This window comes from Pseudohongiella sp. O18, assembly GCF_021729085.1.
Classification (GTDB): Bacteria; Pseudomonadota; Gammaproteobacteria; order Pseudomonadales; family Pseudohongiellaceae; genus Pseudohongiella.
Map to the genome: position 1 here is coordinate 1,210,482 of NZ_JAJSAR010000001.1, position 23,683 is coordinate 1,234,164.

General features: G+C 55.6%; 23 protein-coding genes, 1 tRNA gene and 1 pseudogene. 11 read left to right on the forward strand and 14 right to left on the reverse strand.

All coding sequences use genetic code 11. From position 1 onward, the window contains the following. Positions 1-12: 12 nt before the first annotated feature. From prmA to fabA, 7 genes are all read right to left on the reverse strand, one after another. The gene (prmA, locus tag LVD14_RS05340; RefSeq protein ID WP_237133002.1) at positions 13-888 is read right to left on the reverse strand and encodes a 50S ribosomal protein L11 methyltransferase; all 876 of its coding nucleotides are present in this window, start codon (positions 886-888) and stop codon (positions 13-15) included. A gap of 12 nt (positions 889-900) precedes the next feature. Beyond that, positions 901-2,253, reverse strand: coding sequence for an acetyl-CoA carboxylase biotin carboxylase subunit (gene accC, locus LVD14_RS05345; RefSeq protein ID WP_237133003.1), 1,353 nt, complete (start codon positions 2,251-2,253; stop codon positions 901-903). A 12-nt stretch (positions 2,254-2,265) separates the two neighbouring features. Further along, the gene (gene accB, locus LVD14_RS05350; RefSeq protein ID WP_237133005.1) at positions 2,266-2,733 is read right to left on the reverse strand and encodes an acetyl-CoA carboxylase biotin carboxyl carrier protein; all 468 of its coding nucleotides are present in this window, start codon (positions 2,731-2,733) and stop codon (positions 2,266-2,268) included. A gap of 37 nt (positions 2,734-2,770) precedes the next feature. Next, positions 2,771-3,217, reverse strand: a complete 447-nt coding sequence (aroQ, locus tag LVD14_RS05355; RefSeq protein WP_237133006.1) for a type II 3-dehydroquinate dehydratase — start codon at positions 3,215-3,217, stop codon at positions 2,771-2,773. 156 nt (positions 3,218-3,373) lie between these two features. Then, positions 3,374-3,793, reverse strand: a complete 420-nt coding sequence (locus LVD14_RS05360) for a protein-disulfide reductase DsbD domain-containing protein (protein WP_237133418.1) — start codon at positions 3,791-3,793, stop codon at positions 3,374-3,376. 37 nt (positions 3,794-3,830) lie between these two features. Further along, a complete protein-coding gene (gene fabB, locus LVD14_RS05365) occupies positions 3,831-5,048 on the reverse strand; it encodes a beta-ketoacyl-ACP synthase I (RefSeq protein WP_237133007.1) in 1,218 nt (405 codons plus the stop codon). 23 nt (positions 5,049-5,071) lie between these two features. Next, complete coding sequence (gene fabA / locus LVD14_RS05370) at positions 5,072-5,611, reverse strand: 3-hydroxyacyl-[acyl-carrier-protein] dehydratase FabA (RefSeq protein ID WP_237133008.1); 540 nt, start codon at positions 5,609-5,611, stop codon at positions 5,072-5,074. 141 nt (positions 5,612-5,752) lie between these two features. On the opposite strand from fabA, the gene LVD14_RS05375 reads away from it, so the two are divergent. The 3 genes from LVD14_RS05375 to LVD14_RS05385 are packed head-to-tail and all read left to right on the forward strand — an operon-like array spanning position 5,753 to position 9,434. Then, positions 5,753-7,204 (forward strand): mannose-1-phosphate guanylyltransferase/mannose-6-phosphate isomerase, encoded by a 1,452-nt coding sequence (locus LVD14_RS05375; protein WP_237133009.1) that lies wholly within the window; start codon positions 5,753-5,755, stop codon positions 7,202-7,204. A 45-nt stretch (positions 7,205-7,249) separates the two neighbouring features. After that, entirely contained in the window at positions 7,250-8,074 is an 825-nt protein-coding gene (gene galU / locus LVD14_RS05380; protein ID WP_237133011.1) for a UTP--glucose-1-phosphate uridylyltransferase GalU, read from the forward strand. 19 nt (positions 8,075-8,093) lie between these two features. Continuing rightward, on the forward strand, positions 8,094-9,434 hold the full coding sequence (locus tag LVD14_RS05385) for a phosphomannomutase (RefSeq protein WP_317622676.1): 1,341 nt from the start codon (positions 8,094-8,096) through the stop codon (positions 9,432-9,434). Here LVD14_RS05385 and LVD14_RS05390 read toward each other — a convergent pair. From LVD14_RS05390 to pgi, 4 genes and pseudogenes are all read right to left on the reverse strand, one after another. Beyond that, on the reverse strand, positions 9,431-9,868 hold the full coding sequence (locus LVD14_RS05390; protein WP_237133012.1) for a GNAT family N-acetyltransferase: 438 nt from the start codon (positions 9,866-9,868) through the stop codon (positions 9,431-9,433). The two genes, LVD14_RS05385 and LVD14_RS05390, sit on opposite strands and share 4 nt — an antisense overlap. 13 nt (positions 9,869-9,881) lie before the next feature. Beyond that, the gene (locus tag LVD14_RS15540) at positions 9,882-10,796 is read right to left on the reverse strand and encodes a RimK family alpha-L-glutamate ligase (protein ID WP_317622698.1); all 915 of its coding nucleotides are present in this window, start codon (positions 10,794-10,796) and stop codon (positions 9,882-9,884) included. A gap of 78 nt (positions 10,797-10,874) precedes the next feature. After that, positions 10,875-11,297 (reverse strand): annotated as a pseudogene (locus tag LVD14_RS15545) (ATP-dependent zinc protease); the annotation flags it as partial. Beyond that, the gene (pgi, locus tag LVD14_RS05400; protein ID WP_237133013.1) at positions 11,294-12,967 is read right to left on the reverse strand and encodes a glucose-6-phosphate isomerase; all 1,674 of its coding nucleotides are present in this window, start codon (positions 12,965-12,967) and stop codon (positions 11,294-11,296) included. The gene pgi and the pseudogene LVD14_RS15545, both read right to left, overlap by 4 nt. A 144-nt stretch (positions 12,968-13,111) precedes the next feature. Between pgi and LVD14_RS05405 the strand changes: the two genes are divergently transcribed. The 3 genes from LVD14_RS05405 (at position 13,112) to LVD14_RS05415 (ending at position 17,319) form a co-directional block, all read left to right on the forward strand. Beyond that, positions 13,112-13,189, forward strand: a tRNA-Thr gene (locus LVD14_RS05405). Between the two features lie 416 nt (positions 13,190-13,605). Next, positions 13,606-16,500 carry a TonB-dependent receptor domain-containing protein gene (locus tag LVD14_RS05410; protein WP_237133014.1) on the forward strand — a complete coding sequence of 965 codons (2,895 nt, stop codon included), beginning with the start codon at positions 13,606-13,608 and terminating at the stop codon, positions 16,498-16,500. Positions 16,501-16,659: 159 nt separating this feature from the next. Next, complete coding sequence (locus LVD14_RS05415; protein WP_237133015.1) at positions 16,660-17,319, forward strand: putative 2OG-Fe(II) oxygenase; 660 nt, start codon at positions 16,660-16,662, stop codon at positions 17,317-17,319. On the opposite strand, the gene LVD14_RS05420 is transcribed toward LVD14_RS05415, so the two are convergent. Beyond that, positions 17,303-18,307: a class I SAM-dependent methyltransferase gene (locus tag LVD14_RS05420; protein ID WP_237133016.1), complete on the reverse strand. Its 1,005-nt coding sequence runs from the start codon at positions 18,305-18,307 to the stop codon at positions 17,303-17,305. The genes LVD14_RS05415 and LVD14_RS05420 overlap by 17 nt on opposite strands. Positions 18,308-18,400: 93 nt before the next feature. On the opposite strand from LVD14_RS05420, the gene LVD14_RS05425 reads away from it, so the two are divergent. Further along, complete coding sequence (locus LVD14_RS05425) at positions 18,401-18,823, forward strand: acyl-CoA thioesterase (protein ID WP_237133017.1); 423 nt, start codon at positions 18,401-18,403, stop codon at positions 18,821-18,823. On the opposite strand, the gene cobB is transcribed toward LVD14_RS05425, so the two are convergent. Next, positions 18,816-19,550 carry a Sir2 family NAD+-dependent deacetylase gene (cobB, locus tag LVD14_RS05430; protein ID WP_317622677.1) on the reverse strand — a complete coding sequence of 245 codons (735 nt, stop codon included), beginning with the start codon at positions 19,548-19,550 and terminating at the stop codon, positions 18,816-18,818. The two genes, LVD14_RS05425 and cobB, sit on opposite strands and share 8 nt — an antisense overlap. Before the next feature lie 104 nt (positions 19,551-19,654). Between cobB and bcp the strand changes: the two genes are divergently transcribed. From bcp to LVD14_RS05450, 4 genes are read left to right on the forward strand one after another with little or no spacing between them, the layout of a single operon-like run. After that, positions 19,655-20,161: a thioredoxin-dependent thiol peroxidase gene (gene bcp / locus LVD14_RS05435; protein ID WP_237133018.1), complete on the forward strand. Its 507-nt coding sequence runs from the start codon at positions 19,655-19,657 to the stop codon at positions 20,159-20,161. Next, complete coding sequence (locus LVD14_RS05440) at positions 20,158-20,943, forward strand: alpha/beta fold hydrolase (protein WP_237133019.1); 786 nt, start codon at positions 20,158-20,160, stop codon at positions 20,941-20,943. The genes bcp and LVD14_RS05440 overlap by 4 nt, the downstream gene beginning before the upstream one ends. Positions 20,944-20,946: 3 nt before the next feature. Continuing rightward, positions 20,947-21,690, forward strand: a complete 744-nt coding sequence (locus tag LVD14_RS05445) for a pyridoxine 5'-phosphate synthase (protein WP_237133020.1) — start codon at positions 20,947-20,949, stop codon at positions 21,688-21,690. After that, entirely contained in the window at positions 21,680-22,972 is a 1,293-nt protein-coding gene (locus LVD14_RS05450; RefSeq protein ID WP_237133021.1) for an MFS transporter, read from the forward strand. The genes LVD14_RS05445 and LVD14_RS05450 overlap by 11 nt, the downstream gene beginning before the upstream one ends. An 11-nt stretch (positions 22,973-22,983) precedes the next feature. On the opposite strand, the gene LVD14_RS05455 is transcribed toward LVD14_RS05450, so the two are convergent. Beyond that, complete coding sequence (locus tag LVD14_RS05455) at positions 22,984-23,679, reverse strand: arylesterase (RefSeq protein WP_237133022.1); 696 nt, start codon at positions 23,677-23,679, stop codon at positions 22,984-22,986. Between the last annotated feature and the right edge of the window lie 4 nt (positions 23,680-23,683).

Consider the following 23,683-nt stretch of genomic DNA (forward strand, 5'->3'; position numbering starts at 1 on the left):
CGGCCTGCCAGGCTAACGCCGGACACCGCTTATTCGCACCCACTCATCCTGCAGAACTGGTGGCTGCATTTCAAATGTTTCCCGGTAGGAACTCAGCAGTGCCTCAGTCTGCTCCGACAATACCCCTGACAGCACCAGTTGTCCGTTGGGCAGGGTCAAATGCGAGAGAATCGGTGTCAATTCTACCAGCGGTCCGGAAAGAATGTTGGCAACCACGATAGGGGCAGGGGTATCGTATTCGCCGGGCAGGTAGACCGGCAGGCGGTCCGCAGCAATCCCGTTGGCGTCACGATTGGCCGCCGTGGCGATAAGGGCCTGCGGGTCATTGTCGATGGCGATGGCCCGCTCCGCACCCAGCAGAATCGCAGCGATGGCAAGAATGCCCGAGCCGCAGCCGTAATCAATGACAGTCTTGCCTTTCAGGTCCTGCCCATCCAGCCAGGCCAGGCACAGTGCCGTTGTCGGGTGTGTGCCAGAACCAAATGCCAGCCCCGGGTCCAGCATGACATTGACTGCGTCAGGCTCCGGTGGTTCGCACCAGCTCGGGCAGATCCAGAGCCGCTTGCCAAACTGAATGGGCTTGAAGTCCTGCATCCAGGCGCGTTCCCAATCCTGGTCCTCAATCTGTTCGATAATCAGCTCGTTTTCCTGCAGACGGCTGCCGGCCACAACAGCTGCGATTACATCATCAATCACGACATCGCTTTCGAACAGCGCACTGAGCATGGTCTGCTGCCATAGCGGTGTGCTGTCCGGCTCCAGTTGGAAAACGGGTTCATCTTCTGCATCCAGAAACGACACAGACACGGCGCCCAGTGACTGGAACAGTTGTTCCATCTCTGGGGCTTCCGTGTCTGTGACTCTGGCCTTGATTTGTTGCCAGGGCATGTTCTTACCAGCTTACGATTTTTTGTGGCCGCTCAGCATGTGTTCCAGATAGTGAATGTTTACACCACCTTTGCGGAAGTTGTGATCACGCAGAATATCTTTGTGCAGCGCGATATTGGTACGGATGCCATCGATCAGAATTTCATCCAGTGCGTTTTGCATGCGCACCAGCGCCTCGTCACGATCAGAACCGAAGGTAATCAGTTTGCCGATCAATGAGTCGTAAAACGGAGGTACGGTATAACCACTGTAAATATGCGAGTCGACGCGCACACCATTACCGCCCGGTGCATGATACAGGTTGATCTTGCCGGGGCAGGGCATAAATGTGCTGGGGTCTTCAGCATTGATACGACATTCCAGCGCGTGGCCCTTTATCTGCACCTCTTCCTGTTTGATGGAAAGAGGCTGGCCACTGGCGATTTTTAATTGTTCTTTGACAATATCAATGCCGGTGACCATTTCAGTAACGGGATGTTCCACCTGAACACGCGTGTTCATTTCAATGAAGTAGAACTGCTCGTCCTGGTAGAGGAATTCCAGTGTGCCGGCGCCGCGATACTTCATCAGCTCGCAGGCCTTGATGCAGGTTTCTGCTACCTGCTGGCGTATTTCGTCAGGGATGCCCGGAGCAGGAGCCTCTTCAATAACTTTCTGGTGGCGACGCTGCATCGAGCAGTCGCGGTCACCCAGGTACAGCGCATTGCCCTGGCCGTCACCGAGCACCTGGATTTCCACGTGGCGCGGGTTTTCCAGAAACTTTTCCAGATAGACCGTATCGTTGCCGAAGGCTGCCTTGGCTTCCGATTGTGTAACGTGAATGGCCTTGAGCAGTGAGCCTTCGTTATGCACCACGCGCATGCCGCGACCACCACCTCCGGCAGCAGCCTTGATGATCACCGGGTAACCAATGCGACGGGCGATATCCAGCGTGCGTTCAGGATTACCGTCCAGTGGTCCGTCAGAGCCCGGGACTGTCGGTACGCCTGCTTTTTTCATGGCCTCAATGGCGGAAACCTTGTCACCCATCAATCGGATCGTCTCGGCGCGCGGACCGATAAAGGTGAAGCCACTGCGCTCAACCTGTTCAGCAAAATCTGCGTTTTCTGACAGGAATCCGTAGCCGGGGTGAATTGCCACGGCGTCGGTGACTTCCGTGGCAGCGATAATCGCTGGCACATTGAGGTAACTTTGCGAGGCGCTTGCCGGGCCGATACAGACTGATTCGTCAGCCAGTCGGACGTGCATCAGGTCGCGGTCGGCACTCGAATGGACGGCCACGGTTTTAATGCCAAGCTCTTTGCACGCTCGCAGAATTCGCAGAGCTATCTCTCCACGATTGGCGATCAGGACTTTTTCCAGCATAGCTATTGACCCTTAAACGATTGTGACCAGTGCCTGATCGAATTCAACGGGCTCGCCGTCCTGAGCCAGAATGGCTTCGACCACACCGGCGTGATCCGCCTCAATCTGGTTCATCATTTTCATCGCTTCAATAATACAGATGACATCGCCCACTTTTACGTGCTGGCCAACCTCAACAAAGGGCGGAGATGAAGGTGATGGCGCGCGATAGAAGGTACCAACCATAGGAGATTTGACAACATTGCCGCGAATTTTCTGGCTTTCTTTGCTGCCCGCGTCGGTATCAGCGGCAGCCGGAGCTGGCGCGGGTGCAGGAGCTGCTGGCTGGGGCGGCGGTGCTGCCTGGTACTGGATGGGGGCAGCGTTGACTGTGCTGCCGCGGCTGATGCGAACCGCCTCTTCACCTTCCTTGATCTCGATTTCCGCAACATCGGAAGATTCGAGCAGTTCGATGAGTTTTTTTACTTTTCTGATATCCATGATTTCTTCTCTTTTTGCCGGTAGTGGATCAACTTGATTAATGAGTGTCTGTCAGTCTTGTGAGCGCCGCCTGCAGCGCCAGGTCATAGCCCTGGGAGCCAAGCCCGACGATTGCGCCGCTGGCAATGTCCGTGAAATAGGAGTGATGCCGAAACGGTTCGCGTTTGTAGACGTTAGACAGGTGAACTTCGATAAAGGGAATGCCGGTGCCCAGCAGAGCATCGCGCAGGGCGACGCTGGTGTGCGTGAAGGCAGCCGGGTTAAAGATAATGAAATTAATGCCCTCGCGTCGCGCGTCGTGGATCCGCTCAATCAGCTCATATTCTGCATTGCTTTGCAGATGCAGCAGGTGGTGTCCAGCGGCCAGGCAGGTGCTGCTGAGGCGCGAGTTGATATCGTCCAGCGTCTCATTGCCGTATATCTCCGGCTCACGGGTGCCCAGCAGGTTCAGGTTGGGGCCGTGCAACACTAGGATTGTCGCCATATTCTTAATCCAGCTTGTGGTGCGCTATTGCGATCATTGAAGCGGGATTTTCGCAGATTTTTCTTAGATTTTCACCACTCAATTGTGGCTTTTCTCTGATCTTTTCTCGAAGGTGGTGTTAAGACCGCCGCCCCCGGTGTCGGGCGATGGGTTGAATCAGCGGTAAATCGGGATCTCGCGGGATTCTGGAGGGTAGCACAGGCCTGCCTCCGCACAGCCCTGGTAGTCCAGCTGCAGGACAATGTCTTCAGTGCTGGCAGTCAGTGTCTGCGGGAGCTGCAGCGATATACGCAGGCTGTCGTAAAAAACTGTAACGTCGCCAAAGTACTCGTCATGATGAGCGACCCCGGCGGGAAGCTCGAAGGCAAGCTCGCCCGAATCAGATTCCGGGCTGCTTACCGAAACGCTGAACTTGTCAGCATACAGGTAATATCCCGGAGCAATGGTCCAGTGAATGCTGATCTGCGAATCGCTGTCCAGGCTGGTGTAATAGCTGAAGGCCTGATCAACTGGCAGGAAGCGCGAGCCGCCGAACAGCGAACTGCCCGGCTTGGCATCAAGCCCGGCCGGCAGCATCAATGCTAGACAGCAGCCTGCAAGCAGGGCCTGGCGTCTAGTCCGAATAACGCTCGAAGATGAGGGTTGCATTGGTACCACCAAAGCCAAAGCTGTTGGACATGATGCAGTTCAGGGTGACATCGTCCATGCGCTGAGTTGCGATGTTCAGACCATCGGCCTCTGGAACAAGTTCCTGAATATTGGCCGATGCGCTGACAAATCGGTTTTCCATCATCAGCAGGCTGTAGATCGCTTCCTGCGCGCCAGTAGCGCCCAGCGAGTGGCCAGTCAGGGATTTTGTGGAGTTGATGATGGGCGATTTGCCGTCAAACACCTGTTTGATGGCTTTCAGTTCGGTCACATCACCAACTGGGGTGCTGGTGCCGTGCGTGTTCAGGTAGTCAATTGGCTGTTTGCTGGTGGCCATGGCCATGTTCATGCAGCGAATCGCGCCTTCGCCGGATGGCGCGACCATGTCATAACCGTCTGATGTCGCACCGTAACCGGTGATCTCGGCGTAAATCTTGGCGCCACGTGCCAGTGCGTGGTCAAGTGCCTCGATAACCAGCACTGCGCCACCGCCGGCGATAACAAAGCCGTCGCGACTGACGTCGAATGGGCGTGATGCCTTGGTGGGTTCATCATTGTGGCTGGTTGTCAGCGCGCCCATGGCGTCGAACAGGTTGGTCAGCGTCCAGTGTTCAGATTCGCCGCCGCCTGCGAATACCATGTCCTGCTTGCCCATCTGAATCAGTTCCATGGCATTGCCGATGCAGTGCGCGCTGGTTGCGCAGGCTGATGAGATGGAGTAGTTCACACCTTTGATCTTGAACGGTGTAGCAAGACACGCAGAGACGGTGCTACCCATAGTGCGCGGTACACGATACGGCCCGATCTTGCGCAGACCCTTGGTGCGCAGAATGTCGGCTGCCTCCACCTGGTCTGCAGACGAAGAGCCGCCCGCGCCCATGATGATGCCAGTGCGCTCATTGGATACTTCGTTTTCGGAAAGGCCGGCGTCTTTGATGGCCTGTTCCATGGCGATGTAGCCATAGGCTGCAGCATCGCCCATGAATCGCAGCACTTTGCGATCGATGTGCTCTTCAAAATTGATGTCTACCCGGCCAGAGATATGAGCGCGCAGGCCCATCTCTTCATATACCGGGTTGTAGCTGATTCCGCTGCGGCCTTGCTTCAATGACTCAAGCACGGTCTGCTTGTCATTGCCGATGCAGGAAACAATACCGATGCCAGTTACAACAACGCGTCTCATAGGTACCTCTGTGTAGCGATCGTTCAGAATTTGGCGTCAGGCGTAAACAGGCCCACTTTCAGGTTTTTGGTGGTATAGATTACCTTGCCATCAACGGCGACGGTACCATCCGCAATCCCCATGACCAGTTTACGTTCAATGATGCGGCTGAGAGAAATCTCGTATGTGACTTTTTTGGCCGTGGGCAGAATTTCACCGCTGAATTTTACCTCGCCGGCACCCAGCGCCCTGCCTTTGCCAAGGTTGCCGCGCCATCCCAGATAAAAGCCCACCAGCTGCCACATCGCATCCAGCCCCAGGCAACCTGGCATGACGGGATCTTCCGGGAAATGACAGTCAAAAAACCACAGGTCCGGGCGAATATCGAGCTCAGCAACGATAAGACCTTTGCCGAACTCGCCGCCGTGATCGTTGATCTCGACGATTCTGTCCATCATCAGCATGTTGCCGACGGGCAGTCGTGCGTTGCCGGGGCCAAACATTTGACCATAACCGCACTGCAGAAGTTCTTCGCGGTCATAGGCATTTTTGGGAGTAAATATTGGATTCCCTGTATTCTTCATAGGCGGTTTGCATCACCAGTTTGCTGCAAAGCGTGCAATATTATCGCGAGCGGGCGAAATAATCGATAATATTTTGCCCCTCCTGACGAATCACGCGGATTTGGGATAGACTTGCGGCCCAGGTTATTAAAAGGATTTGACATGATTATCCCCGTCATACTGGCCGGTGGCACCGGGTCCCGCCTGTGGCCACTGTCTCGACAACTTAATCCCAAGCAATTTGTTGATATTGCTACCCACGAAGGCGATCTGACCTTGTTTCAGGCGACACTGTCGCGATTGCAGGGTCTTGCGGACCTGGCTCCGCCGATAGTCATCTGCAACGAGGAGCACCGTTTCCTGGTCGCCGAGCAATTGAGACAGCTGGCTCAGCAGGGAGTCACTGGTGCAGACCAAGCAAGTCTGTTACTTGAGCCGGCAGGACGCAATACGGCTCCGGCATTGACGCTGGCAGCGTTGCTGGTTCAGCAGCAGAGCCATACAGATGCGGTAATGCTGGTCCTGCCCGCAGACCACCTGATTGCTGATACTGCTGCATTTCATGCCTGCGTGCTCACAGGGCAGCGACAGGCAACCAGTGGTGCCCTGGTGACCTTCGGGGTGACGCCGGGCTACCCGGAAACAGGTTACGGCTATATCCAGGCAGGTAGCCCGCTACCCGCGAGTGACGGCAATGCGTGCCAGGTGGCCCGTTTTGTGGAGAAGCCCGATGAGGCGACTGCACGCAGCTACCTGGAAGCAGGCGGCTATTACTGGAACAGCGGTATGTTCATGATGACGGCGGATACCTGGCTGGGTGAAGTGAATCGGCTGGCACCAGGGATCGCCACAGCCTGTAGCCAGGCATTTCAGGTGCTGAATCGCGATGGTGACTTTCTGCGCGTCGACGAGGCCCGTTTCAGCGAGAGCCCGTCTGACTCGATTGACTACGCCGTCATGGAGAAAACACCGCTGGCAGCCGTCGTGCCAATGCAGGCGGGCTGGAGTGATCTGGGCGCCTGGAATGCGCTGTGGGAAGCCAGCCCCGCTCGCGACGACAACGGTAATGTCAGCCATGGTGACGTGTGTCTGAAGCACGTCAGCAACAGTTATGTGTATGCCGGGTCGCGCCTGGTTGCTGCGGTCGGCATGGATCATGCAGTTATCGTGGAAACAGCAGACGCCGTGCTGGTGGCGAACAAGGATCGGGTGCAGGATGTAAAAGGCGTCGTGCAGTGGCTGACACAGCAAAAGCGCAGCGAGGCGGTGTCCCATACGCTGGTATATCGACCCTGGGGTTCTTACGAGAGTCTGAGCACTGGACCCGGATTTCAGGTGAAACGGATACGCGTCAAGCCTGGTGCGTCGCTTTCATTGCAGATGCACCATCATAGGGCAGAGCACTGGGTCGTGATCAGTGGCAGTGCAACCGTCACCTGCGATGACCAGGTTTATGTACTGGAGGCTAATGAATCAACATTCATTCCGCTGGGCAGCAAGCATCGCCTGCAGAATGAGGGAACAGATTGGGTTGAACTGATCGAAGTTCAAACCGGCAGTTATCTGGGAGAAGATGACATTGTCAGATTTGACGATGTCTACGGGCGCAGCTGATCAACAGAGGCCGCGCAATGACATGCATCATGGAGGCAACGATAGATGATTAAGAAATGTTTGTTCCCGGCCGCTGGTTATGGCACCCGCTTTTTGCCAGCCACCAAAGCGATGCCCAAGGAGATGTTGACACTGGTCAACAAGCCGCTGATCCAGTATGGCGTTGAAGAGGCTGTGGCGGCCGGTATCACGGGCATTGCGATCGTCACTGGCCGTGGCAAACGGGCGATCGAGGATCATTTTGATATCAGCTATGAACTCGAACACCAGATCAAGGGCACCTCCAAAGAAAAAGCTCTCGCGCCGATTCGACAGATCATCGACACCTGCACCTTTTCCTACACGCGTCAGATTGAAATGAAAGGTCTGGGGCATGCAATCCTGACTGGCGAGACACTGATTGGGTCTGAGCCTTTCGCCGTCATTCTAGCCGACGACTACTGTGTTGCCGAGCCGGATCCGGTGCTGCTGCAGATGGTGAAACTGTTCGAAAAATATCAGTGCAGTATCGTGGCCATCGAGGAAGTTCCGGCAGAAGAGACCTACAAGTACGGCGTGATAGATGGCGAAGAAGAGGAAGAAGGTGTATTCCGTATTCGCCAGATGGTGGAAAAGCCTGATCCCAGTGAGGCGCCTTCCAACCTTGCGATTATTGGTCGTTATATTCTGACACCCGACATTTTCGATATTTTGCGTGATACACCACCTGGTAGAAACGGTGAGTTGCAGATTACCGATGCGCTGATGACCCAGGCCAGCGAAGGTCGTGTACTGGGTTACCGGTTCAAAGGCCGTCGCTTCGATTGCGGCAGTGTTGAGGGGTTTGTTGAGGCAACCAATCACTGCTATACCAACTACTACAAAAAATAACGGCAAAGGATGCAATATCGTGCAGATTAATTGTTTCAAGGCCTATGACATAAGAGGGCGTGTGCCCGACCAGCTAAACGAAGATATCGCCTGGCGCATTGGTCGCGCCTGTGCGGAGTTTTTGTCAGTTGAAACCATGGTGGTAGGGCATGACATCCGCTTGAGCAGCCGCAGCCTGTGCGACGCCCTGACGCGCGGGCTGACAGAGGGTGGTGTTGATGTGATCGATATCGGGCAGTGCGGCACAGAGGAAGTGTACTTTGCGACCTCTCACCTGAAGGCAGGCGGCGGTATTGTGGTGACGGCCAGTCACAACCCAATGGATTACAACGGTATGAAGCTGGTGCGCGAGGAATCTCGCCCCATCAGCGGTGATACCGGACTTAACGATATCCGGCGACTCGCCGAGGCTGGCAACTTTGCCCCGGCAGCGCGCACAGGTTCGGTAACACAGCAGGATACCCGTCCTGCCTACATCGAGCATCTGCTGTCCTACATCAATGTCGGTGAGCTGCGGCCGCTTAAGCTGGTAGTCAATGCAGGCAATGGCGGTGCTGGACCCGTGGTCGATGCGCTGGCAGAAAAGCTGCCTTTTGAGCTGATTCGGGTTCATCACCAGCCTGACGGCCATTTTCCCAATGGCGTGCCCAATCCTCTGCTGGAGGAGAACCGCGCGCCGACCATCGAAGCGATTCGCGAAAATGGGGCCGATCTGGGTATTGCCTGGGACGGCGACTTTGATCGCTGCTTCTTCTTTGATGAGACGGGTTACTTTGTCGAGGGTTACTACATTGTGGGTCTGCTGGCGCAAAGCTTCCTGAGCAAACAGCCTGGGTCTGCCATCATCCACGACCCGCGTCTGACCTGGAATACCCAGGAAATCTGCGAGTCGATGGGCGGGCGCGCCATTCAGTGCAAGACCGGCCATGCCTTCATCAAGGAGCGCATGCGCAAGGAAGATGCTGTGTATGGCGGCGAAATGAGCGCGCATCATTATTTCAGGGACTTTGCCTACTGCGACAGTGGCATGATCCCGTGGCTGCTGGTCACAGAACTAATGTCCCAGACCGGCAAACCGCTGTCCGATCTGGTAGCCGAACGACAGGCCGCGTTCCCTGCCAGTGGCGAAATTAACCGGCAGGTGGAAGACGCAGCATTTCTGTTGAACCAGGTCGAGGACAGATACGGCAAAGACGCTGTGTCGATAGACCACACCGATGGTTTGAGTGTGGCCTTCGCTGACTGGCGCTTCAATTTGCGCATGTCCAACACGGAGCCGGTAGTGCGACTGAACGTGGAGTCGCGTGGTGATCCTGAGTTGATGCGACAAAAGACGCAGGAGTTGCTGGCGCTGTTTTAAGGCGTGTACAGCATCCTGTATCGATAACGGTCTTCAGACTCTATGGCCAGCCCCAGCTTGAGATAGAAATTGTAGGCAGGGTTGGCCTTGAGGACGTTCAGGCGCAACACTTTCTGTTGCTGCTGACTGGCAGAGAACAGTTTTTCCATCACGGCTGTGCCAACCCCGTTGCGTTGCCAGTCGGGGTGGATCAACAGCATTTCCAGGCGAAGATAATCAGCCTCAGATTTCAGGCTGTAGCCACCAATATCCTTGTCATTGTGGCTGATCATGGTAAAGCTGGATGCGGGAATATTCTCTTCGAAACTGTGGCGCTGAAACAGTTCGTCCCAGCCCCAGGTGTCCGCAATGTACTGCCGCATAACGGTGCGAAACAGCTGGTAGGCCCAGTCCATATCTTTGGGGTCTGCTTTTTTAAAGTGCAGGGTGATCATGGGTGCGGCCTGTTCACCCTTCAGACTTCACAGAGCTGGCTAGCTGGCGCTTCCATCCCAACTGTTTTTCAACTGCGCTGACCATGGCGCCGGCCAGATCCTTGCCACATACCTCTTCCAGGTCTGCCAGTGCTGGTGAGCTAGTGACCTCCAGTATCAATGGTCCTTTGCGGGAGCGCAGCATATCCACGCCAGCGACTTTCAGGCCTATGCTGCGTGCGGCCTTGATGGCGAGGCGGCGCTCTTCGGTGCTGATGCGGGCCACTGTCTGACGCGCCAGTTGTTTTTTGTGGCGAAACTGCCCCGGAATGCCCTGGCGCTCGACCGCACAGACAACTTTTCCGTCGACAACCAGCAGCCGCAGAGATTTGCCCTCGGATTCGCGAATGTATTCCTGAACCAGCAGATTCGCCTGAAGCGATTTAAAGGCGTTGATCAGGCTTTCGCCAGCCGTGCGTGATTCAGCCAGCACAACGCCGCGCCGCTCCGGCCCCTCGAGCAGTTTGACGATCAGCGGGGCGCCATTGACCATGTCAATGAGCTCATCGGTATCCAGCGGGCTGTCAGCGAAGCCGGTGGTCGGGATGGGCAGCCCGTTCTGTAACAGGTGCTGCAGGGAATAAAGCTTGTCGCGTGAGTGGGCAATCGCTTCTGCACTATTCAGAGAATAGATGCCGAGGCTTTCAAACTGTCGCACCAGCGCACAGCCGTAAAACGTCAGGTCCGGTCGGATGCGGGGAATGACGGCATCCAGTTTGTTCAGCAACTTGCCGCCACGATAGTGTATTTCGGGGTGCTCGGCATCCAGCTTCATGTAGCACTGTCGCACATCGTAAAGCCGGATGCGGTGGCCACGCTCTTCTCCGGCTTCCAGGATGCGCTGATTACTGGCCAGTTCAGGATTGCTGGCCAGCAGTCCAATACGCAAGCCTGATGGAGTGCGTGAATGCGCCTGGTACAGTTCCTCGATCTGCTGGCTGGCGATGCGCCCGCACAGAAAGCTGGCCGCCGGGTCTACCAGAATACGCCCGTGCATGGCCTGGCGTCCCAGCAGCATTCGGTAGCCCATGGAGTCGCGATTGGTCAGCGTAAGCTCAACTGGCCAGGATTGCCCATGCAGCTGCAGTTCAGTCTGAATGACATAGCGTTTTTCACCAATGCCACTTGAGCTTTTGACGATGCGTTTGTCCACCACTTCCGCCTCGCATCGGATAATGGTGCGCCGATTGTTCTGCAGAGGGTGTACCTCAAAGCTCACCCAGGGCTGGCCACCCTTGAAAAACGGACGAATATTAAAGGCGTGCAGCGAGGATGTCTTGGCGCCGGAGTCGACTCGCGCCTTGGTCGCCGGGATCCCAAGCGCAGGCATGGCGCACCATTCCTCGCTGCCGACTATGATCTTGTTGTGGAATACGTCTGACTTGCTCAATCCTTAACTCCGCCGCAGGCCTGCTGACGGCAGTATGCCACTAATGCGGCACTGGACGCATCCAGTTCAGACGAGCCGGCACCGGACTGCAGCGCATCGAACAAAGGCGTGCAAAGCTGTTTGCCAATCTCGACACCCCACTGATCAAATGCGTTGATATTCCAGATGACACTTTGCACAAACACTTTGTGCTCGTAGGCGGCCAGCAGGCAACCCAGGCTGAAGGCATTAAGTTTTTCCAGCACAATGGTCGTACTGGGTCGGTTGCCTGGTACCCGTTTATGGGGCGCCAGTCTGGCTGCCTCGGCGGCAGGCAGCCCCTGCTTGATTAGCTCCTGCTCGGCCTGTGCCAGCGTTCTGCCGCACATCAGCGCGCGGCTCTGACTGAAGCAGTTGGCCAGCAGGTATTGGTGCTGGGTCTGGGCCTGCTCCGACGCCTGTGTGTCTGCCTGCGCCACAGCAATAAAGTCTGCAGGGATCATCTGCGTACCCTGATGCAGCAACTGATGAAAGGAGTGCTGTCCATTGGTACCGGCACTGCCCCAGATCACCGGGCCGCTTTGCAGGGCCAATACATTGCCGGCGAGGTCAACCGACTTGCCCAGGCTTTCCATGTCCAGCTGCTGCAGATAACCGGGCAACATGGCCAGGTCCTGCGCGTAGGGCAGCACCACGTGAGATCCGGCATTCCAGTAGTTGCGGTACCAGACAGTCAGCAGGCCCATCAGTACAGGGATATTCTGCTCGAGCGGAGTGTCTGCAAAATGCTGGTCCATCAGTGCGGCTCCGCTAAGCAACTGTCGAAATGTGGCCATGCTGGTTGCCAGCGCAATCGGCAGCCCGATCGCGGACCACAGTGAAAAGCGGCCACCCACCCAGTCCCACATCGGGAAGATGTTTGACGCTGCTATGCCGAACTCAGTCGCAGCCTTGATGTTGCTGCTGACGGCGACAAAGTGACGGGATACATCGGCATCTGCATCGTCAGCCAATAGCCACTGTCTCGCGAACAGGGCGTTGTTGAGTGTCTCCAGAGTGCTGAATGATTTTGAAGCAACGATAAACAGGGTGCTGGCAGGATTCAGGGTGGCCAGACAGGCCTGCAAATGTGCCGGATCGATATTGGACACAAAGTGACAGCGTAACGATGGATGATGTTCCCGTCGGAGCGCAGCTGTGACCATGGCCGGACCGAGGTCGGACCCGCCGATACCAATGTTGACTACGTCGCTTATTTTTTTGCCCGATGAGCCGTGCCACTTTCCCGAATGGATTTGCTCGACAAAGGACTGCATCTGCCCCAGTACCTTCTCCACTTCACGGCCGGTCTCTGGCTGATTGGCTGCGCGATAACCACGCAGCGCTGTGTGCAGGGCGGCACGTCGCTCAGTGGTATTGACGGTTTCACCATCCAGCAGGGCCTGGCGTCTGGCTGGCAGTTCGTGCTGTTCTGCCAATGACAGGAGTAACTGCAGGGCCCGCGCATCGAGCAGGTTCTTGGACAGATCAACCCGCATGGGCCCGCAGGCAAATGTGAGTTTGTTCGTTCGTTCAGGGTCTTTGAGGAATAGCGAAGCCAGCTGGTCGGGGGAGCTTGCCAGAAATGCCTGGTGGCTCGACAACTGTTGGTGAATCCCGGCGGGGTTATCCTCTGGAGTATTCCGTGTCATGAATGACGAGTCTCAACGGCTGCGGATTGCCTTAACTTAGCGGATTCCCCATTGCTGATCAATTGCTTTACCACGTACAAAAAAATGTTGATCAAATTCTGATTCGTTGGTAGGATGCGCGCCCTGTAGAGATAACACTGTATCGCCGACATAGCTCAGCTGTGGTAGAGCAACTGACTTGTAATCAGTAGGTCCCGGGTTCGACTCCTGGTGTCGGCACCACTCTCCTTCCCAAGTTAACTCTTACATCCCCGCCTCTGAAACGACACCTGCCCTGCAGGGGTTATCCATCGTATGACGTTTTTGTGTCATTTTCCCCGCATTTTTCCGTGTCAAAACTGGGTCTGAAGCAGCATTTCGTGTTCTGATTTGCCTCCCATCAAAAAAAAGTTACTTCCTGTGACATATTTCTCACAAAACTGTAACTTTTCGGCTTTTAATCGTTGCTTTTGTGAATGTGTTCAGTTAAAACTGCGTCCGTTAAGCAACTTATTCCTGCTTTTAGCGGGACGAGTTGACGAGAAATAAAAACAATATGTTTAAAACGACAACCAAAAGATGATGCAAAAAAGTCACTGCTCTGAGGAGCTGGCGGGCATTTTTGTGTTTAATAAATCTATCTTTAAGGTGGGATAAGTATGAACAAGAACTACAAACTCAGCCGTGCGATCAAATTCGCGATGCTGTCGGGTGTGTATGCTGTAGGCGCTGGAGTATTCTCCACAGCTCAGGCACAACAGGCCGAAGAGCAGATCGAAGAGATCACCGTTACCGGTAGCCGTATTGTCCGTCGTGACTTTGAAGGCACCAGCCCGGTATTCACGCTGGATTCCAGCTCCATCCAGGACGCTGGTACACCACAGATCGAACAGGTTCTGAACGAGCTGCCACAGCTGGTTCCAACAATCACCACAACGTCCAACAACCCGTCTAACGGTGGTCAGGCACAAGTTGACCTGCGTGGTCTGGGCAGCAGCCGAACGCTGGTGCTGATGGATGGAATCCGACTGCAGCCTTCTAACGTCTCTGGCATCATCGACCTGAATACAGTGCCCTCTGGTCTGATTGAGAGCGTTGAGATCGTGACCGGTGGTGGTTCTGCGGTCTACGGTTCCGACGCTATTGCCGGCGTTGTGAACATCAAGCTGCGTCAGGATTTTGAAGGTGTGCAGGTTCAGTCCACTTACGCACAGACTGGCGAAAGTGATGGCACCACACAGACCATCAGCCTGACCATGGGCGGTAACTTCGACGGTGGTCGAGGTAACGCGGTCATGTACATGAGCTACGACGATCGTGAAGCCGTATTCGCGGGTGATCGTGAATTCTCAGCGGTTGCGCTGGGGCCATCCCTGAACCCACTGGGTTCTGTGGCAATCCCTGATGGCTTCTTCGTCCCAGCTGGTGCGAACGCGCCGTCCCAAGCCGCTTACAACTCGGTTTTCGGCGCCGGCCGTGTGCCGAACACTGACTACATTGGTTTCAATACTGATGGCACGTTGTTCTCACGTACTGGCACGGTTAACTACAAGGGTGATACCAGTGATCCTGGCTTTAACCCGGCCAGCTACAGCTATAACTACTCGCCAGTGAACTACCTGCAGCTGCCCCTTGAGCGTCGCCAGGTTGCGGCCTTCGGCCACTATGAGCTGGCTGACAATGTCGAAGCCTATGCCAAGATGAGCTATACGACCTACAATGCGGCGCAGGAGCTGGCAGCGACACCAATCACCTCTGGTGTTGGTTCAACCATGCCGGTCACCAACCCGTTCATCCCGCAGGATCTGCGTACCATTCTGGCATCACGCCCAAATCCGACTGCCCCCTTCACGTTGTTCAAACGTACTACGGAAGTTGGTGGACGTAATGGTGACAACAACTACGACGTATTGCAGATGATCTACGGTACCCGTGGTGACTTCCAGTTGAGCGATTACACCTGGAACTGGGATATCTGGGGCAGCTGGGGTCGTACACAGCGCACAGAGATCCAGACCGGCAACGTCTCGCGCTCTGCGCTGAACCGCGCCTATAACGCGACTGCAGCGAATCCGGATCCACTGGGCTGTGGCGGTTTGAATCCCTTCGGTCTGGGCCAGATCTCTGACGCCTGTGCCGCCGCTATCGCTGTTCAGGCACAGAACACCACTGTGCTGACCAACACCATGGCGGGTGCCACCATGACCGGTGGCGTGTTCGAGCTGCCAGCAGGTACCTTCCAGGTGGCACTGGGTGTGGAATACCGTGAAAACGTTGCGGATTTCAAACCGGACCAGTTCCTGGCCAGCGGTGACGTAGTAGGCTTCAACGCCCAGCAGCCGACAACAGGCGCCATCGATGTGAAGGAATTCTTCGTTGAATTTGATGCTCCGCTGTTGAGCGGTGCGCCCATGGCTAACTACCTGGGTCTGAACGGTGCGGCGCGTCATTCTGACTACAACCTGGCCGGTGGCGTAGACACCTACTCACTGGGTCTGGACTACGAGCCGATTGATCAGTTGAAACTGCGTGGTTCTTACAACAAGGCGATTGCAGCACCTAATGTCAGTCAGCTGTTCCGTCCGCAGAACGAAGGCTTCCCGTCCTACACCGATCCATGCTGGAACGGCAGTGCCGAGCGTACTGGTCCAAACGCTTCGCAGGTCAACGCGCTGTGTGCGGCTCAGGGCGCCCCCGCCAACTTCCCGCAGGGTAACAGCCAGGTTCGTGCTCTGACCGGCGGTAACCCGGACCTCGCGCCGGAAGAAGCCGATACCTACACATTGGGTTCCGTATGGACGCCTGATATTCAGGACGTGAATCTGCGTGTTGCAGTGGACTGGTTCCGCTACGAGATCACTGAGCGTATTGGCAGTGTTGGTGCGTCATCAATCGTGTCTCGCTGCTTTAATGCGCAGGACTCCAACCCAACGTTCAGCCCCAGCAATCAGTGGTGTTCGTTCTTCGAGCGCAGCACATCTGGTGTCGCTGAAAACGTTCGAGCAACTGACCAGAACCTGGGCAAGATGAACATCGACGGTATCGACCTGCAGGTGGATGGCGCGATGCAGTTTGGCCCTGGCGAAATCACCGCCAACCTGGCCTGGACTCACCTTCTGAAGTGGCAGCAGCAGGAAGACCCTTCAGCTCCGCTGACTGATCAGGAAGGAACGATTGGTATCATCGTTGCTGAAACGCTGCCAGAGAACAAGGCACGTCTGTCGACTGGCTACGCGCTGGGTGACTATAGTGTTCAGTGGACCATGAACTTCATTGAAGGCATGGATGTGGTTAACTCGGACGCCCCCCGTTCGCCTGTGGCCAACGGTATCGTACCAACCGTTGGTTCCTACACGTACCATCGTTTGACGGGTACCTGGAACCCCAGCAATGTGGAAGGTCTGAGTCTGACAGCAGGTATCAACAACCTGTTCGACAAGGCGCCACCGATCTATACATCTGACTCACGTGCTGGCATCCAGGCCAACACTGATCCGTCAGTGTACGACGTGCTGGGTCGTCGCTACTTTGTGACCGCTTCTTACCGCTTCTGATACTTCAGATAAGGTAGAGCTGTTGTAAAGCAGCCCCAAAAACCACCGCCCGCTTCGTGCAGGCGGTGGTTTTTTTATGCCTGATGACAGGCGTCGCGCACAAACGCTATTATCCAGCGAACAAGTGAGCGACCGATTGATGACATGATGGAGAGATTAATGAACGCCAGCCAACTGGAAACCAGACCACTGTTTGCTTCGCCGGTCGCCACGCGTTCCCTGCACCAAGCTGAGGGTCTCAACCAGGAACTTGCGCAGCTGATTTTGCAACGTGAAGCCGAACCGTACCGCAATCCGAATCCGACCCACATCCCGCAGCGTGAAGTGTTCGAAAGCAACTTCGATATGTTTCGCTGGCCAGAGCCTTGCGTGCAGACCTTGCGTGGTTTCATGATGGAGTCCATTGCTCAGGTCGTGGCACAGCTCAATGGTTATTCGGCGGAGCAGATGCGTCAGTTCAATATTCACAATCACACCTGGTTCCATGTCACCCGGTTTGGTGGCTCGTTCGTGGCGCACAACCATCCAATGGCATCCTGGTCAGCCGTTTATTGTGTGACGCCCGGGGAAGAAGTGGCGGATAGAAGAGACAGTGGTGTGTTGCGTTTTCTTGATCACAGGCCTGGATCAAACATGTTTCTGGATCCGGCCAATGCCAGGCTGCAGGTTCCCTACAACTTTGGGCACTACTCCATGCGTCTGGCAGCAGGCCAGCTGGTGATTTTTCCTTCCTACCTGGTACATGAAGTGGCGCCGTTCCTTGGCAAGGATGTACGCATTACGGTTGCCAGCAACTGCTGGTTTACACAGCGCGCCTGAAACGCAGTGCCCAGCCCAGAAGTTCGCCGGAACTTCTATGCAGCGGAGAATGCGACAGGTTTTCCAGACCTGATTGAGCAGCGGTCTGAATCAGCTTTGAAATCGCCTGCTCATCGTGAGCTGCGTCAATGTTGGCTTGAATTCGTGCTGAGTGCGCAGCCATCTCCTGTTCCAGTACTTGAAGTACATGCTCCGTGTTTGCTCGCCCGGCGCGAGGGATGGCGTTAAGAGTGGTCGCGAACTGAGTGCCAATATCGCGGGCAAAACCACAGTCAGGGTGCGTATGGCTAAAGTCGGTGATGCTGCTCAGCTGACGCTGAATGCGCTGCATAATTTCTTTTGCGCTTGGATCGCTGGCAATAAGCGAAGGGTTGCTGATCAGCCCAGATTTATCAAAGTGCTGAATCAACGCCCGAGAATCACCAAACAGATTCAACTGTTGATAGAAATAGTCGAAGAAGGCCAGTTCGTTGCGACTGACCGCAACGATATTGGCGTCCGTGTGGTGCACAATAAAAGCTGCGATGCCACCTGGCACTAATACCCGGGCCACCTGGGCGAGTGACAGATCGACACGGGTATATTCGATGGCATACTGGCTTGTGACGAGGTTCACGCTGTTATCAGCATGATCGAGGTGCTCGCTTGACTGATTGCCTCTAAGTATCAGTGCGCACTGGCCCGAGTTTATTGGCGTTTCGGCGGACTGTATGTCAGCAGCGTCGATACCTTCAATCTGCCAGTTGAAGCTGCGACTCGCCGCAAAGTCTAGCGCCAGGCGGGCAATAGCGCCGTTGCCTGTGCCAATGTCCAGAACTCTGCCGTGCTCGTCGATCTCCGTGAAGGTGCTGTGCCAGAACTCCCTGATGCTGTCTTCGTAGTTACCCTGAAACGCTCCCGGGCAGGAGTGCAGGTGGCCTCTGCGCCAGTACTGGCTCCAGGCGGATTGTGAGGATGTTGCGGGTCTGCCATTGCTTGTATTATTCACGGTCCGGTGCCAAGCTTTCTTCTTAATCAAACCGCCATCATAGCAGACCTTGCTGACAGTAGATGGCCGATAGCAACACGAATGGAAGGTATCATGCCCAGCTCTCCAGGATTTGAATGTCTCATGGCGGTGCGCGATTACGAATGTGATATGCAGGGTATCGTCAATAATGCCGTATACCAGCACTATCTCGAACATGCCCGGCATGAATTCCTCAAGACAGCCGATCTCGATTTTGCGCAGCTGACGGCGGAAGGGGTTATTGTGGTTGTTGCCAGAGCAGAAATTGACTACCTGCGCCCTTTACGCAGTGGAGACCAATTCATTGTGACTGTCAGTCCGTCACTCAGCGGGCGGGTGCGCATGGTATTTGATCAGCAGATTCGCCGCTCCGACTCTCAGGAACTGATGGTAAATGCTCGCATCATCACTACAGCAGTAAATGCGAGAGGGAGGCCGTGGATGCCGCCACAATTGCATCGATTACTCGAGGCTGTCCCGGCCAGCGTCAAGTAAGCGGGTCAAGTTGCCGGATTACGCGATCCACAAAAGCAGGCACGATCTCGCTGGCCTGGCCGTAAATATGCTCATCAAAGTGCGAGTGAGTCGGGTCAAGGTTCAATTCTACCGTGTGGGCACCTGATGACTTGGCACTTTCGTAGAAGCCTGCTGCTGGATAAACATTGCCCGAAGTGCCAATTGACAAAAACAGGTCACACTCGTCAAGCGCGCGGGTAATACGTGGCATTTCCAGCGGCATTTCACCGAACCACACGACGTGTGGTCGCAGGTTGCCGGGAACCCGGCAGCAACGGCATTCGTCGCCGACCTGCAGGTTGTCGCGATGTTCGAAAATCAGCCCACTCTCGGCGCAGCGGATCTTGAGCAGTTCACCATGCATGTGGACAAGCTCCCGGCTGCCAGCACGCTCATGCAGGTTGTCGATATTCTGCGTGACCAGCAGGAATTTGTGGTCCGGCCGCTGGCTCATCTCGTATTCCAGCCGTGCCAGTGCGGAGTGAGCAGGATTGGGTCTGATATGAGGCTGCTGCAGTTGGTGTCGCCGACCATTGTAAAACTGGTGGACGATCACGGGGTTGCTGGCAAAACCCTCAGGGGTTGCCACATCTTCGACGCGATGATTTTCCCAGAGGCCATCAGAGGCGCGGAACGTCTGGATACCGGATTCAGCAGATATACCAGCGCCTGTCAGCACCACGATGGATCGGTAAGGACTTGTCACAAATTACTCCTGCAGGTGTTGAGTCTTTATCAACAATCCGCCGCCCGCCATGACGACAGTCTATCGTAACGCTATAATGTATTGTTTTTAAAGGGAGCATGTCCATGAGTACATCTGACACCAAGACAGCAAACAGCCCAGAATTGCCGCAGACAGGCAAGCAGGCGCCAGCCTTCAGACTGCTTGATCAGCGCGGGGAGCCAGTGTCGCTGGCTGAATTTAAGGGCAAAAAGAATGTAGTGCTGTATTTCTATCCAAAGGCCATGACGCCGGGCTGCACGGTTCAGGCGTGTGGACTGCGTGACAGCCAGAGTGAGCTTGAGTCGCTGGATACCGTCGTGCTGGGCGTGTCGCCTGACCCGGTTGCCCGCTTGCAGAAGTTCATCGACAAGGAAGAACTGAACTTCACCCTGCTGTCAGATGAAGATCATGCCATCGCCGAGAAATACGGTGCCTGGGGTCTGAAGAAGTTCATGGGCCGTGAGTATATGGGAATACTGCGACAGACATACATCATCGACAAGCAGGGTAAACTGCAGCACGTTATGGACAAAGTGAAAACAAAAACTCACCATGACGATGTCATTAGCTGGATAAAAGAGAATCTGTGAGCAGCGTAGCACTTAACTTTAAAAAGTATGGTTCATGCGGCGAGCCGTTGATCATCATTCATGGCCTGTTTGGCAGCCACAGCAACTGGGCCTGGCATTGCCGCAAGTTCGCCGAACATTACACCGTCTTCGCGCTCGACATGCGCAATCACGGTGCGTCACCTCATGTGCCATCCATGGATTACGCGGCGATGGCGGACGATGTCGTACGCTTCATGTCAGAACAGGAGCTGGATCACGCACATGTGCTGGGTCATTCCATGGGTGGCAAAGTGGCGATGCAGCTGGCGCTCAGCAATCCGTCGCTGGTCGATCGACTGATTGTCGCCGATGTGGCGCCCGTGCAGTATGGCGGAGAGCGAGGCGAACACGACGAAATATTTGAGGGACTGTGTGCTCTGCAACCCGAGTCGCTGGAGAGCAGAAATCAGGCAGACCAGCAGCTGGCAGAGTGGGTAGAGGATGAAATAGTCCGGCAGTTCCTGCTGTCAAATCTGGTGCGACGTGAGGCAGGTGGTTTTCAGTGGCGAATCAACTTGTCTGTGCTTAAAGAAAGCTACCCGGCACTTAGAGACAGGCCGTCTGCAGAAGGACCTTTTGAGGGGCCTGTACTGTTTATTCGCGGTGATCTGTCTGACTACATCAAGCCCGAACACAAAGAGGCTATATTAAAGCTGTTTCCCAAGGCAACCGTAAAAACCATCATGCAGACCGGACACTGGCTGCATGCAGAGAAGCCGGAAACATTTCACCGATTGGCTGCGGATTTTCTGGGAGACTGAGTCATGACCCTGTTGAGCGTCAATGTAAACAAGATTGCGCTGCTGCGAAACTCGCGTGGTACCAACTACCCGGATCTGTTGGCTTTTGTTGAAAAAATTCTTGATGCAGGTGTTAAGGGCATTACCGTACATCCGCGACCCGATGAGAGACACATCACGCGGCAGGATGCCCACGACATCGCCGGGTTCTTAAAGGATCGCCCGGATGTGGAGTTCAACATAGAAGGCTATCCGTCCGATGGTTTCATGCGGCTGATTGAAACCATCAGACCGGCCCAGTGCACATTGGTGCCCGACGAGCCAGGGCAGCTGACCTCTGACCACGGCTGGGATGTACGAGCCAGCAAGGGGCTGCTGACTGATGTACTGCCCACACTGCGGGAATGGGGCGTGCGCAGCAGCCTGTTCCTGGACCCTGTCCCCGCGCTTGTCGAGGATGTCCGCGCTGTCGGGGCCGATCGCATTGAGCTTTACACCGAACATTATGCCCGCGTCTTTGCGAAAGGTGATAATCAACGTCTGCAGCAGACGCTGGAAATTTATCACCAGACAGCGCGTGCCGCTGTTGAGGCTGGAATAGGTGTCAATGCCGGCCACGATCTGAACCTGCAGAATCTGGCAGCTCTGCTTGCAGGTGGTCTTATTCACGAAGTGTCTATTGGTCATGCCTTGATTGTGGAGTCGCTGGAGCTGGGAATGGCCGAGGTCCTTGCGCGTTACCTGACCATCACCCGCAATGCTGTCTAAGCGGCCTGTCTACTATGGCTACTGGATAATTCTGGCGGCCTTTGTTACCCAGTTTGTTGCCATTGGCATGCAGAACTACATCATCGGCCCATTCACGGTGCCGATGATTGATGAATTTGGCTGGTCGCGTGCCGAATTTACCTCTGCGCGCTCGATAGGTCAGATGGTTGCCGCGTTTACCGGATTTTTTATAGGTGCCGGTGTCGACCGCTGGGGTGGCCGGCCTTTCATCCTGACGGGTCTGGTTGTGCTGTCGGTGTCACTGTTTGCGCTGGGCAGTGTGCAGTCGCTGGGTCAGTGGATTGTCATCAATGGTGTGGCGCTGACAGTCGGCTCGGCGATGATCGGTAACCTGGTCGTCAACGTCACGCTGGGCAAATGGTTTGTTACTCAGCGCGGGCGTGCAGTAGCACTGGCGGCGATGGGCATTTCACTCAGCGGCGTATTACTGCCGCCGATCACGACTACCCTGGTGGATACCCTGGGCTGGCGTGAGGCCTGGCATGTGCTTGGTATCGCTGCGGCGATCCTGATATTTCCTGCGGCGCTGGTCATCAGGCGCAGTCCCGAAGACTACGGCATGAATCCCGATGGCCACACTGCCGAGCAGATGGCCACCGAACTGGGCGACAAAGCCAGACTGGATTACGCCAGCTCCATGACAAGGCGTCAGGCCATGCGCACCGGGCGCTTTTACACCCTGGTCGTCGCCTTTGGCCTGTTCCAGATTTCCATTACAGTGATGCTGCTGCAGACCGTGCCTTTCATGACGGATGCCGGATATTCACGCATCGTAGCCGCCTCAATGATTTCTCTGACATCCATACCTGCATTCATCAGTAAACCCTTCTGGGGCATTCTGATTGATCGCTACAGCGCAAGACCACTGGCGGCAATTGGTGCGGGCATTACCGGCTTCTCGTTGATCATCATTGTGCTGGCGGTGCAGGTGAAAAACGACATGCTGGTTTACTGCGCGTTTTTGCTGATGGGGGTCGGCTGGGGAGGCCTGGTGCCGCTGCAGGAGGTCATCTGGGCAACCTTTTTCGGGCGGCGTTATCTGGGTTCGGTGCGCGCCACTGCCATGCCTTTCACGTTTGCGCTGACAGCACTGGGTCCAGTGATGGCGGCCGGCTACTACGATCGCGCGGGCAACTACGACAATGCTTTTCTGGCCATGGCGGTGTGCAACCTTATAGCCGCAGTGGTCCTGATGGTGATTTCCGACAAGCGCCCGCTGTATGTGCAGCCTACTGTCGATGACTCAGCTAACAGGCCTTAGTTTCGGTTGCGTCAGCTTTCAGGTTCCAGCATCGGCAATAACACGGGCCATACAATATCAACAATCATGCCTTGCGCCTCAGCGCGCGGGTGAATGCCGTCATCCTGCATTAAGTCCGCCTGGTCAGCGATGCCGTCCAGCAGGAAGGGAATAAATGTCGTCCCGTACTGGTCCGCAAGTTCCTGGTACTGGTCGTAGAAGGGCTGCGTATAGCGTGGCCCATAGTTGGGTGGAATCTGGATGCCAACCAGCATCACGCGCGCGCCTGCCTGCTGGCTCAATTCGATCATCTGCTGCAGATTGGCGCGTATGGTGGGGACTGGCAGGCCGCGCAGGCCGTCATTGCCGCCCAGTTCAAGGATCACGATATCGGGTTGCGTGCTGTCGAGAACTGCAGGCAGGCGCGCCAGGCCGCCGCTGGTGGTTTCGCCGCTGACACTGGCGTTTTGCACCTGCCAGTGCAGGCCGTCAGTGTCCACGCGCTGCTGCAGCAAAGCCACCCAGCCCTGTTCCTCATCCATGCGGTACGCAGCGCTCAGGCTGTCGCCAAATACCAGCACTACCCCAGGCTCAGACTCTGCCCACGCTGCTGACACAGTAGCCAAAACCGTGAAGAGAGCCAGAGCCGCGACCTGAGCCACGAATCGACACGAAAACGCGACCTGTCGCAACAACTTGCGGCAGGCAGAAAAAGATTTGTCAGGCATAAGT